This is a genomic window from Bremerella cremea, from assembly GCF_039541315.1.
Classification (GTDB): domain Bacteria; phylum Planctomycetota; class Planctomycetia; order Pirellulales; family Pirellulaceae; genus Bremerella; species Bremerella cremea.
Genome location: NZ_BAABFZ010000003.1, coordinates 792,277 through 804,502, shown reverse-complemented (window position 1 = coordinate 804,502; position 12,226 = coordinate 792,277). Strand labels below are relative to the sequence as shown.

Sequence of the window (12,226 nt, the reverse complement as noted above, 5' to 3'; positions counted from 1 at the left end):
GACCGCCATGAATATCAAATCATTTCGCGCCAAATCGATGCACGAAGCCCTGGAACTGGTTCGCCAGGAACTGGGGCCTGATGCCGCACTGCTGCATACGCGAGAAGTTCCCCAGCGAGGTATCTGGGGTCTGCTCGGTGGCAAGGAAATCGAACTGGCCGCCGCGCCTGATTCCAACTTGAAGAGCCGCTTCGAAATCGAAGAGCCAGAACCGGAGCCCGAATTTGAAGAGGGTGACCTTCTCGAAGAACCGAACGATGTCGAGCAGACGTTCTCTTCGGTCGAAGACATTCTCGAACAGATCGAACCTGCCATTGAAATGTCGCTGGCCGATAACCTGGGTATCGATCTCGAATCGCTTGAGTTCAGTCAGAACTTCTTCAGCAACACACCGGCATTGCCGCCTGAGATTCAGCAACTGCGACAACGATTGATCGATGCGGAAGTCCCGCCGACCCTGGCAACGACGTTGTGCGAGAAGTTGCTGGCGACGTACGAAGGGCAGACCAACTTCGACGAGACGACTTTGCTGGAACAACTGCGGCGGCAGATTGCCAGCTCGATCAACATCGGCCGCGATATCGACGATCCGCGTCTCTTCCCACGAGTTGTCGCTGCGATTGGGCCGACCGGTGTGGGTAAGACAACGACGATCGCCAAGATGGCGGCCCGGGCCAAGTTCGATCACAAACGTCGCGTCGGTCTGGTAACGGTCGATACCTATCGGATTGCCGCGGTCGATCAATTGCAGACCTATGCCGAGATCATGGATCTTCCGATGAAGATCGTGTCGACGCCGATGGAAGTCCGCAATGCTATCAATGAACTATCGGATTGCCAGCAGATTTTCATCGATACGGCCGGCCGCAGCCCGCGCGACGAGGTGCAAGTACAGCAGCTTCGTTCTTTGATAAAAGCCGCTTCCCCTGATGAGACCTATTTGGTACTTTCCGCCCCCAGCAGTTGTAAGAGCCTGGCGGACGCTGTTGAAAAGTTCGCTCCGGTTGCACCAACTAGTTGGGTACTTACCAAGATTGATGAGGTTGGATCGTTGGGTAATACATTGAGATTTCTACAAGATCCGCAGCTTCCGCTCGCTTATGTGACCAACGGACAGGATGTCCCTCAGGCCATTGCCGCGGCCGAAGCGGACGACCTGGTCGCTCGGATCGTATAGCCCTCACCCAACTCACCAAATCACCGCGTTTCTGAAATCGTTATGTCGTTTGAACCTTCCTTTCCCCGCGATCAAGCTACGCTGCTGCGAATGCTGGCAAAGCGTGCGATGATCGGCGGTACACCTGCGTTTGCGAAAGCCAAGACCTTCGTGGTCTATGGTGGCAATGCGCAGCTAGGAACGACAACCGTCTGCCATAACCTGGCATGTGCTTTAGGGCTAGCCGGGCAGCGTGTGGCGACGATCGATTTGAACCCGAACAATCAAGGTCTCGCGTTGATCGCAGGCAGAACGCCTGCAGTCGCGATCGACGAACTTCTTACCGGCCGACTCGATCTTCACGAGTACCTGGTGCCGGGTCTGGCTGCCTCGCTGCTGCTTCCCACGGATGCAAGCGATGGAAACGGCAGCTGGCCAGTGGCATCGGTGGACCGGCTCATCGAACAAATCATGGGACTGGGCCGCCATGCCGACATCGTGCTGATCGATGCTGGCAGCGACCTGACGTCTCTTACCAAAGAACTGTGGCGGATGGCCCAGCTCTTTGTTGTGGTGCTGAATCCAACCGCCGATGCGATCACCGCCGGCTACGAACGGATTCGGTCACTCCAAAACGGATCACCTCGAAAAGTGGCGCACGTTGTCATGAACCGAGCAGCCAGCGAGACAGGCCATGTCGACCTGGTTGCTGGAATGGATACGACGTCTCGCAAGTTCCTGGACCTGGCGATCGAATCGATCGGCCATGTCGAAGTCGCCTCCGAGATCGGAGCCGCGGCGCGGGCCTCGCAGCCGTTTGTCCAACGTTACGCCGAACATGCCGCCAGCAAGTCGATCCAACGCATTGCGGATCGTCTGGTGCGACTATCGTTAAGCCTTTCCCAATCGCCATCTTCGAAACGGGCTGCTTAACAAGTCATGCTATCGCTGCAATCACTTCAGAACTGGCGACAAGTTTTTCAAGCAAAACAAATGATATCCGTAAAATTACCTCAATTCTCGTCTTTAGAGCGTCGATTCAACGAGATAACGTCACGTGCGCACGTGACGAATGAGGTTTGCGGATCGATAGAATTCAACCAACCTGGAATCGATGGGACGCGACTACGCGGGAATCTTGGCTTCGACGGCATTCGTCACCGTAGTGATGCGGGGACTGATTACGTCGGGCGGGATCGAATCCATCCTTCCAACTGCGATCGGGGCAATGTTCCTGTTCGCGGCCATCGGTTGGCTGATAGGAAATGCTGCAGCCCGTATTGTGGACGAATCGGTGCGGCAGCGCATCAACGCGGAACTGGATGCGATGGAGCAAAACGAGAAACTCGTGGCTTCATCAGCCAGAACTGCGTAACCCGCGAGAAAGGCAGACAACGAAATTCCTCCCCGGGAATCTCTGAGTCCCTAACGCGAGATTGGATAACCTGATCGATTCCCTTTCCGAAGTGGCATTTTGCCAACAACGGGGAAGTGACCTGAAGGATTCAGGTCCGTCGATTTCATAAGAAATACGTGGTAGCTCAAGACGGGCATTCACGGAGGAACGCATGGCAACGACGACCGCGACCAGGGATGACGTGTCAGAATTGTGGCAAAGCTACAAGGAAGACCCGTCGCGGAAAGAACTACGAAACCGACTAGTTGAACGCTACTTGCCGCTTGTTAAATACAACGGCGAACGCATTTGGGCTCGCCTGCCAGAAGGGGTCGAACTTGACGACCTGATCTCGGCAGGGGTCTTCGGCTTGATGGACGCTATCGATGCGTTCGACATGAGCCGAGGCGTGAAGTTCGAAACGTATTGCGTACCGCGTATTCGCGGGGCAATGCTGGACGAACTGCGAACCATGGACTGGGTACCCCGTCTGGTTCGTTCGAAGGCGAGCAAGCTGAACGAAGCAACCAAGCAATTGGAAGCCAAGTTCGGTCGCCAACCGACACACGCCGAGCTGGCTGACCACATGGGCATGCCGCTCAAAGAGCTCGAAAAGATGGTCTCCGACGCCAACGCCGTCGGGCTCGTCAGTTTGAACAAGAAATGGTACGAAACGGACAGCTACAAAGATGTCCGTGAAATCGACATTCTCGAAGACAAGAAGGGTGAAGACCCTACGCGTCGCATTCAGAAGAATGATCTGATGCGTCTGGTGACCAAGGGGCTCAATCGCAACGAGCGTCTGATCATCATTCTGTATTACTACGAAGAACTGACCATGAAAGAAATCGGCGCCACGCTCGATCTGAGCGAAAGCCGAGTCAGCCAGATGCACAGCAGCATTGTGCAGCGGCTGCAAAGCCAACTCGGCCGTCGTAAGCCAGAGTTCGGTACGGTCTAACTTCGTTCTGGAAACAGAAGCGACAACAAGACACGGCGACCTGTTCACAGGTCGCCGTTTTTTTGTGCGCTGACCGAACTAAGGCATCCGGCCGATGTGAACAATCCCATCTCCTTGATGGGCAATCGGATTGTGCGAGTGACCAATCACGATGCCATCGAACGGCGCCTTCAGCTTCTGCGGACCATCGCCAAAGACATCGGTGATCAGGCCGATCTGTTCGCCAGCAGTGACGACGTCGCCCAGGCCATGACTTAAACGCACGATTCCGCTGCGTTTGGCTCGGACCCATTTCGATTCGCGGATCAACGCCGCGAGTCGTTTTGGTGGTTTGACGGGGCTCTTCAGCATCTTCAAGTACGAAAGCACGCGCATGATGCCACTGACGCCCAGCTTGATGGCATCATCATTGAAACGCATCGGCTCGCCTGCTTCGTACAGCAACACCTTGATCCCTTCGGCCGAGGCTGCCGCGCGAAGCGAACCGTCACGCATGTCGGAATGCACGACGACCGGGGGCCCGAACGCTAATGCACACTCGTACGTTTCGTCGTCGTCCATATCGCCACGTATCTGAGGTAGGTTCGTGCGGTGGTTCGCTCCGGTATGCAGATCGATTCCGTATTGACATCGCTGAACCACTTCCGTCATCAGCAGTCGTGCCAGTCGCGAGGCGAGCGAGCCTGTTTTCGAGCCTGGAAACGAGCGGTTCAAATCGCGCCGATCCGGCAAGTAACGACTTTGATTAATCACGCCGAAGCCGTTTACCATCGGAGCGATGATCAAGGTGCCGAACAGCTTATTCGGCTTCAGCTTCTCGGCCAGAAGACGTGCGATCTCGACACCGTTCAGTTCGTCGCCATGGACCGCAGCGGATACCCAGACGGTTGGTCCTTCGAATGCACCATGTAGCACTTCGATCGGCAAGTTGATGTGCGTGCCGGTTGGCAGACGAGCCACCGGGATGTCGAAGCGAAGCCGATTGCCAGCGGCAATGGTTTGGCCACCAATCAAAAAGGTGCGACTGGTGGGAGGAAGCTTTTCTTTCCGGGAACTCGCGTCCATACGAGCAGGCTCCTACGCTTATCGCGAGATTAAATTCCTTGAGAGATCTGCATGAATCGGTTTCGCAATTCACTGGCAGCCGAGTCGAGTGGGCTGCCTGCGGGAACCGATGACATTTCGATGGGGCCGACCGAACCGCCCGCGGTTTGCGCGCCGTTCTGATCTGAGTTCGGCCGAAGGATCGAAACCGCATCAGTTTGCGTGCCTTCGATTGGCAACAGCGAATCGCCGTTGTTCACAAAGCCACAGTTGCGACCGTTGGTCTTGGCCGCGTACAGTGCTTCGTCGGCACCCTTCAGAAGTTCTTCGGGCGACTGGGCATGGATGGCTGGCATCAGCCCACAACTCATCGTGATATCGATTTCAAGGCTGCCATAGACAATCGGTGTCGAGCGAACTGCCTGCAGCACCTTGTGGGCGACCGACACGATCGAGTGCCAATCGGCTTCCGGAATCAGGATCGCCAGTTCTTCGCCGCCAATCCGTGCCAGGTAGTCGGTCTGACGCATCACGCTATTCAGGCGAGCCGCCACTTCCTGCAGCACTTTGTCGCCGGCATCGTGGCCGTAGCGATCGTTGACTTGCTTGAAGTGATCGATGTCCATCAGCATCAAGCTGTAAGGTTGTTCCTTGCGTTGCCAGTGAGCCCAGCGGCGATTGCTTTCTTCATCGAACGCTCGGCGATTGAGCAAACCGGTCAATGCGTCGGTACGAGCTTCCGACAGCGAGTCTTCTAGATCGCGGGCTTGGGTCTTCAAAGTAGCTTCGGCCGATTCCAGACGCTGCTTGAGCCTCTGATTTGCCGAGGTGATCTGGGCGATCAATTCGACCGCCTTCGACGAGATCCCGCCACTTTCATCCGCCGATTTCTCGCCAGATGGGGTGGCCAGATTCTGTTCCAGATTTTGCAGCAGTTCAATATGCTTCGTGATGTCGCCCGAGAAGTGCGTAGTGAACTGGATCATGCCAGCCAACTGCTCGCGATACGCGTCCGATTCGGCATTGGCAGTCACTTCTGGAGCCGGGGCCGGCGTAGGCGTTATGAACTTCGCCCAAAGCCGTCCGAGCCAGAAGCCAATGAAAATGCCTGCAACCAGGGTAATGACGCCAAAGACGTCCCCTAGAACAAAAGTCAGTAACTCAGCCATAGTTCGGTCAATCGTGATGAAGCTGGATCGTGTGTTCGGGCCTCGGATCGCCAAGATCGCCCGCACCCGTTGGGCCTCGTTCCGGGGCAAAACTGTTGGGAAACCTTAGGTTACAGCTTGAGGAATGCGACAGGGCAACAGTATTTGAGGGGGAATCGCTCTGCGAAATGTTCGGGTACAACCATCTAGCAGGGAATTGTAAGCAAAGATTACAAAAATATCGGTCGTAAAACTGCCTTATGTCTTCGAATGCGTAGGCGGGTTACCACCGACTTCCCGAAATAGCCCTTTTGCGGTAGCAGATTCGCTACCACCGGAACCCCAACAGTCATGTGGCGGGGGGCCGAGGAAGACCTGTGGCATGAACTGCATCCTATTTGAAGACCGAGCCGTCTCGCAGATGTATCCCATCGTGTTGGCACGCCCAGCCTATGGAATCACGTGCGGAGGTTTCCGGCTGGCCGAACTCGTTTCGCAAGCCTTCAAGGCTTGTCGAGGTGTTGTCCGGCATCACTTGGGGGCATTGCAGGCTCAAAACCAGCCGCAACTGCACGAAACGCCGCTGGCCGACGATCAGCCGACGCTGTTGCTCAATGCCCGGCTCGTGCCGCGTGTACAAACTCTGGCCGCGTTACAAAGCTGGATCGCTTCCGGTCAGCCAGGAATCGTGCAGCATGCAGGCCAACTAGTCGCCGCGTTGTTGCCGGCCGGACATCGAGTTCCTTCCGCGAGAGTAACTTACGACGAATTCCTGGCCTTTGCCGAGGCGTTGCAGCCAACGGCAAAGCTGCCGGCCCGGGACGAAGCGTTCGAGGTCTTTCAATATGCCCACGACGTCGTCCGGTTTAACGAAGAAATCATTCACGAAAACTTAGAATTCCGCCTGAAGCAGGGAGCCTATCGCGAGATCCGCGACGGGCTGTTTGCCGCCGGCGAAATCAGCCTGGGCGAGAACGTCGTTATCGATGCCTCGCACGGGCCAATCCTGGTAGAGGAGGGGGCCTCGATCGGGCCGTTTTGTTTCCTCCGAGGTCCTGCCTATCTTGGCCGAAACGTCAAAGTGATCGAGCATTCCGCGATTAAGGATGCCGTTTCGCTCGGGCACACCACCAAGATCGGCGGCGAAGTCGAAGCCACCATCATCGAGCCTTATTCCAATAAGCAGCACCATGGTTTCCTGGGGCACAGCTATTTGGGAAGCTGGATTAACCTGGGGGCAGGCACTTCCAACAGTGACCTGAAGAACACTTATGGCACCGTTAACATGGAGTATCCCAGCGGTCGCGTCGCCACGAACATGCAATTCGTGGGATCGATTTTCGGAGACTACTCAAAGACGGCGATCAATACCGGTATATTTACGGGCAAGACCATTGGCGTGTGCAGCATGCTGTACGGGTTTGTGACCACCAACGTCGCAAGCTTCGTCAACTATGCCCGGTTGTTTGGCCAGGTGACCGAACTTCCCCCCGAGGTCATGATTTCCACCCAGCAACGAATGTTCCAGCGGCGAAGCGTCGAACAGACCCCCGCCGATATTCAACTCATTCACGATATGTACCTGCTCACTCAGGAAGAACGTCAACTGACGGGTGAGCCCCTCGTTTTTTAGAACTGCCCCATGCTTTCCGACTTTTACAAACCGGGCGAACTGCCGGTCTCGTTTGAACTGTATCCTCCCAAGACCGACAAGGGATTGCGGTCGCTCATGCTGCAGGTCGAGCGACTCATGAAGTACAAACCCGCGTACATCACCTGCACGTACGGAGCAGGCGGATCGACGCGTGGTAAAACGCTCGAGATCGTCGAGAAGGTCAAAACGATCTTCCAGGTCCCCGTGGCCGCTCACCTGACGGTGGTCGGTTCCAGCGTGGCGGACCTGCGCAGCTTTCTGGCGGAAGCCGAACGCCGCGGCGTCGATTACATCGTCGCGCTGCGTGGTGACCCGCCTCAAGGCGAAACGACCTTCAAGCCCAACCCCAACGGCCTGAAGTATGCCAACGAGCTGGTCGAACTGATCAACGACGAGTTCAGCGAGCTGGGCGTGCTGGTCGCCGGTTATCCGGAAGTCCACCGCGAAGCACCTAGCCCGCAGGCCGACCTCGACAACCTCAAGCGGAAAGTTGACGCCGGTGCCCAGGTCGTCGTCTCGCAGCTCTTCTTCAACAACAGCGACTTCTACGCCTGGCGAGAGAAGTGCGAGAAGGCCGGGATCACCGTGCCGATCGTGCCAGGGATCTTCCCGATCAACAGCCTCGCTCAAATCTCGAAGATCGCCAACTTGTGCGGCGCCGGCATTCCGAAGAAGCTGCTGGAGAAGCTCAGCCAGAAGCCGGAAGATGCCCAGTGGCACTCGTCCGTCGGGACCGCGTACGCCAGCCAACAGGTCAACGACCTGGTCGACAACGGCGTGCCTGGGTTCCACTTCTACGTGCTGAACCAGGCCGAAGCGACCGGCAAGATCCTCGAGAACCTGGCCGAGCACCGCAAAAGCAACAAAGCGGAAGCCAAGTAAGGCGACCGGAAGTCAGGCAAGGTAGCCTGGGGCCCAGCCAACAGCCGCCTCTCTTCCCACGGAACGAGAGGCTTGGCCAAAAGGCAAACGACCATGCGACCGGCAGCTTTCCGGCGGGAACGACCCGATTTAAGTGACCGCAGCAACAAAAGTTAGCACCGGTCATTGCCGGGATGAAGATTTCGGTTTAAAATCCTCGGTTTCCACAGCAAAGTGGCCTGAAACCAGGTCACCCGATGTCCGCTGACAGGCCCCAAAGCCTGATTTTCTTAAGCGGCCATCCCATTGTGCCAGAGTGGCGGAATTGGCAGACGCGCTGGATTCAAAATCCAGTTCCCGCAAGGGAGTGGGGGTTCGATTCCCCCCTCTGGTACCTTCTTGACTTCTTTGATAGTAACCACTTACGGCGATTTGACCTGGTCTCGCTAGAAGTGGTTTTTTTATGCGCCGGCCCCCGAAAGGTTCCCGAACGGCTCCCGAAGGGTTCCCAAGAGGGTAGGCGCCGAAACGCCGTTTCTGCGTTTTTGACGGTTAAGCGCTCCTCCCGTAGGTTACGGGCTCAGGCGAGTGGTCAGCCCCGATTCTGCACTCGATTGAGTCAGTACCACGAGGAGATCACGATGCCGCGACGTTACGAATTGAGATGGGTGAAGCACGCCAGAAAGTGGCGAAAACGATACCTGGGAACCGATTGGTACTTCCCGTCTGACGTGGAGTGTGGAGGCAAGAAGGACAATGCTGGCTACCAGTCCGCGCTAGCTGAATGGAACCGCGTAAAGCCCTGGCTGGATGGCCTAGAGCCATGCCCCTATCTCAATGGTGAAACCGGACGTGGGCGCGTTCTTATTCCTGCCGAGCGAATGCACGAGGACTTCGGCTACGCCAAGCCGCCACTCATGATGGCGTCGGTTGCGTCGGTTCGTAAACCTTCATCGGTTGCGACTGTGGACCCGCCCAGGAGAAAACCAACTCCAATCGTTCAACCAGACGACCAGCCGCCCTGGGTTCTCGGCTACGGTTTCGCCCCGATGCTTGACCACGCAGAACCAGGGCAGGGGGCGCCAACCGAAACTAAGATTTCGGCATTGATCGAGGAGTACCTTGATCGGCGTTTGCGTGAGGTCCACGCAAGCGAACTTTCCATGCAGATGTACGGTGAGGATAAGCGTTATCTGCCGTACTTCCAGGACTTCCTCATCGGTCACTACCTTGACTGCATCCACGTTGATCAGGTCACCGCGTCGGTACTCAGTCACTACCGAGCCCACGCCCAGAATGAAGCGAAGTCTGGGCGTACGCTCAAGAAGCGGTTAGCGACGTTGGCCAAGTGGATGCACTGGTTGGCTGATGAGAACTTCCTTGAAACATTGCCAAAGGATCTCACCCGCTACGCCAAAGTTAAGACACTAGGAGGAGGGCCGAAGGAGTTCTTTACAGTCGATCAGGTCAAGCGTTTGTATTCAGTTGCAAACGAAAGGATGAAGCTTTGGATTCTGCTGGGCCTGAATGCGGGCCTTACCCAACGTGAAATCGCGACGCTGGATGCGGGCATGATCAACTGGGAAACAGGCGTGCTGGAACGTCCCCGAAACAAAACAGGCGAACTGACCAGGGCTAGACTTTGGCCAGTTACTTTGAACAAGTTGAAGGAGCAACGCACCGCGTCCGGTTCGCCGCTACTTGTAACTGCCAGCGGTCAGCCCCTTGTCGTTGATCGCGAAGTAGATGGCGCCGTAAGCCGTACGGATACCATCGGGGGCCGATTCAACAAGCTGCGAATCAAGGTTGGCGTGTCTTCGCCTTTCAAGGCATTCCGTAAGACGGGGGCTGACTTCATCGAAGAACGTCAGTCGGAGCTAACCTCGTTTTACCTCTCACATGCGACGCAGGGTACTAAGGCCTACTATGTCCGTCAGCACTTTGATCGACTGTTCACGCTGACTGACGAGATCATTGATGTGACCGCTAAAAAAAGAAGAGTCCTGCCTGGGTTGTTCCCATAGCCGAACTGATTCTTGTGCCAGAGCTACTTTTCTTCGTTGCTTCGGCTTGGATGGCAATAGAATTTGCCATCCTGGAAATCGAACCCTACCGCATAGCCACGGCACATTACGTGGTTTGCGGTAATGAGAGCCAGGGCGATAAGCGCGCCCCAGAAGAGTCGGACCATCATTCAGGTTTCCTTACGTTGATGGGCCAAAGTGATGGCATCAAATCCATTTAATGCCTCTACCCCAATTATAGCAAAATGTCACTAAGTTCTCCAAACTTATTAAGAAGTGCGGTATGGGCCATACGTCCAAACGGTTGTGGCCGCGATCCTCACAGGGTACAAAAGGGGTAGAGCGGGGGTAGAAAAGGGGTAAAGACTACGCCTGAAGATGAGCAGAAATCGCTTTAAAGTATTGCTCTCAAAGAGGTTGCAATGAGTCTCTGCGAAGGGGCACTATTGCTTCAAAATCCAGTTCCCGCAAGGGAGTGGGGGTTCGATCCCCCCCTCTGGTGCTTTTCTCTTCGTGGCAATCACTTACGGCGATTTATTTAACGTTGTTAGAAGTGATTCTTTCTGGTTCTGGCGAGCCAACGTTGCTTAACGTGTTCACCTGCTGTTTCAGATTGTCGTCCGTTTCTTACACACGATCAGAGTGCGGCGAGGCAATTAGAGCGTCGATTCGAGCACGCATATTGTTGTCTTCCGTTAGCTCCGTAAGCTCATACGCCCAAGAGATTCCGTCTTGGCATTCAATCGTTGCTTGTTTGATTTCAGCAGTAGCAGCACGAAGTGATCTCGCGGCAACGTCGGCAACATGACGAATCAATTTCAGTTGGTCCGAAGAAAGTTGACCAAGTGCCGTTTCTCGATCCGATTCATGCACGAAAAACCCTCGCGAATATAGCTCTGCTCTGCCTGTCAATCGAGTCGCGGCATCTGCCAATTCTTGCAGGTCGTAGTTGGGCAACTCACCGTGAGACGCAGTTTTCGCTTCTCGGATTGAGCGATCGATTTCAGACAACGTTGCCGAGTCCGCAAAAGATGCAATGGCACTCCGCATCTCTTCCGCGACAGTTGCCAGCAGTTGAACGCAATTTTGATGTGAGAGACGAGGCATCTGTTAGCCGGCAATTTGGTGTTGAACAGAGTTGTTCTTGATTGGAATTTGTGGTCAGGCCGGATCTGCTAGATGCGAGCGGATCCAATCCGCCATTTGTTCGACAGTAAGCTGGCCTTCGGAGAGTTGCATGATCGTGTGGTATTTTTCTTCATTGGTTGCGATCAGGTTCTGACCGTTTAATAGAAGAAAGGTTCTGTAAACGACCAGAGCGGTTCTCTTGTTGCCGTCAACGAATACCTGATTGCGGGCGATGGCAAATGCGTACTGAGCCGCTAACCCGGCAAGATCAGGTTTCGGATCTCCATATGCCAAGAGATTTTTGGGACTGGCAAGTGCGGACTCCAGTCCGTTGCGATCCCGCAGACCATCTAGCCCTCCATGTTCTGCAAGCTGTGCATCATGGATTGATATAACCACGTCGAGTCGGATCCACTTCGGTTCCATCACTTCGACAGTGCCCTAAGGGCGTCGCGATCTTCGCGCATTACCCTTTCGGCAATTTCCATCTGCTTTTGGAACTCAGGATCGTAAGCCGTTAAGCGAATGCCATCGGCCGTTTCCTGAACAAAGAGCTGATCCCCTTTCGAGACCCGTAAGCGCGCAATCAGTTCCTTGGGAAGAACCACGCCCAAGGAATTGCCGATCTCTCGAATTTTGATTGTCGTCATCGGGACGCTCCTGTGTAGCTACTGCCGTAATAACTTGCGTTGACACAATAGTATGCACTGAGGATCGGCGGGGGAAGCGAGCAAATAAAGGGTTTCAGCGGGTTTCCAGAGGGGAAAATCCCTCAAAAGTGGAGTAGAAACGTTTATTTAGAAAGGCAATCGTCAAACTGGGTATTGCTCAGGGTTTCTCTGAATTAGCCCTAC

12 protein-coding genes and 1 tRNA gene are annotated in these 12,226 nt (G+C 55.2%); 8 read left to right on the top strand and 5 right to left on the bottom strand.

The annotated features are described in order from the left end of the window. Positions 1-7 precede the first annotated feature (7 nt). The 4 genes from flhF (at position 8) to ABD890_RS05485 (ending at position 3,513) form a co-directional block, all read left to right on the top strand. Positions 8-1,177 (top strand): flagellar biosynthesis GTPase FlhF, encoded by a 1,170-nt coding sequence (gene flhF / locus ABD890_RS05500; protein WP_345086675.1) that lies wholly within the window; start codon positions 8-10, stop codon positions 1,175-1,177. Positions 1,178-1,219: 42 nt separating this feature from the next. Then, a complete protein-coding gene (locus tag ABD890_RS05495) occupies positions 1,220-2,089 on the top strand; it encodes a MinD/ParA family ATP-binding protein (RefSeq protein WP_345086673.1) in 870 nt (289 codons plus the stop codon). A 181-nt stretch (positions 2,090-2,270) separates the two neighbouring features. Then, entirely contained in the window at positions 2,271-2,531 is a 261-nt protein-coding gene (locus ABD890_RS05490; protein ID WP_345086671.1) for a hypothetical protein, read from the top strand. Positions 2,532-2,724: 193 nt separating this feature from the next. Beyond that, positions 2,725-3,513, top strand: a complete 789-nt coding sequence (locus ABD890_RS05485; protein ID WP_345086669.1) for a FliA/WhiG family RNA polymerase sigma factor — start codon at positions 2,725-2,727, stop codon at positions 3,511-3,513. Positions 3,514-3,591: 78 nt separating this feature from the next. Here the strand turns inward: ABD890_RS05485 and ABD890_RS05480 are convergent, their stop codons facing one another. Then, positions 3,592-4,578: a succinylglutamate desuccinylase/aspartoacylase family protein gene (locus ABD890_RS05480; RefSeq protein ID WP_345086667.1), complete on the bottom strand. Its 987-nt coding sequence runs from the start codon at positions 4,576-4,578 to the stop codon at positions 3,592-3,594. A gap of 29 nt (positions 4,579-4,607) precedes the next feature. After that, positions 4,608-5,726, bottom strand: coding sequence for a GGDEF domain-containing protein (locus ABD890_RS05475; RefSeq protein ID WP_345086665.1), 1,119 nt, complete (start codon positions 5,724-5,726; stop codon positions 4,608-4,610). A 361-nt stretch (positions 5,727-6,087) separates the two neighbouring features. Between ABD890_RS05475 and ABD890_RS05470 the strand changes: the two genes are divergently transcribed. From ABD890_RS05470 to ABD890_RS05455, 4 genes are all read left to right on the top strand, one after another. Next, positions 6,088-7,338: a putative sugar nucleotidyl transferase gene (locus ABD890_RS05470; RefSeq protein WP_345086663.1), complete on the top strand. Its 1,251-nt coding sequence runs from the start codon at positions 6,088-6,090 to the stop codon at positions 7,336-7,338. Between the two features lie 9 nt (positions 7,339-7,347). Beyond that, positions 7,348-8,241 (top strand): methylenetetrahydrofolate reductase [NAD(P)H], encoded by an 894-nt coding sequence (gene metF, locus ABD890_RS05465; RefSeq protein ID WP_345086661.1) that lies wholly within the window; start codon positions 7,348-7,350, stop codon positions 8,239-8,241. A gap of 289 nt (positions 8,242-8,530) precedes the next feature. Then, a tRNA-Leu gene (locus ABD890_RS05460) sits at positions 8,531-8,614 on the top strand. A 247-nt stretch (positions 8,615-8,861) separates the two neighbouring features. Continuing rightward, complete coding sequence (locus tag ABD890_RS05455) at positions 8,862-10,244, top strand: tyrosine-type recombinase/integrase (protein ID WP_345086660.1); 1,383 nt, start codon at positions 8,862-8,864, stop codon at positions 10,242-10,244. A 627-nt stretch (positions 10,245-10,871) separates the two neighbouring features. Here ABD890_RS05455 and ABD890_RS05450 read toward each other — a convergent pair. The 3 genes from ABD890_RS05450 to ABD890_RS05440 are packed head-to-tail and all read right to left on the bottom strand — an operon-like array spanning position 10,872 to position 12,022. Then, positions 10,872-11,351: a hypothetical protein gene (locus tag ABD890_RS05450; RefSeq protein ID WP_345086659.1), complete on the bottom strand. Its 480-nt coding sequence runs from the start codon at positions 11,349-11,351 to the stop codon at positions 10,872-10,874. 54 nt (positions 11,352-11,405) lie between these two features. Beyond that, positions 11,406-11,798 (bottom strand): type II toxin-antitoxin system death-on-curing family toxin, encoded by a 393-nt coding sequence (locus tag ABD890_RS05445; RefSeq protein WP_345090837.1) that lies wholly within the window; start codon positions 11,796-11,798, stop codon positions 11,406-11,408. Beyond that, positions 11,798-12,022 (bottom strand): AbrB/MazE/SpoVT family DNA-binding domain-containing protein, encoded by a 225-nt coding sequence (locus ABD890_RS05440; protein ID WP_345086657.1) that lies wholly within the window; start codon positions 12,020-12,022, stop codon positions 11,798-11,800. Before ABD890_RS05440 ends, ABD890_RS05445 begins: the two co-directional genes overlap by 1 nt. Between the last annotated feature and the right edge of the window lie 204 nt (positions 12,023-12,226).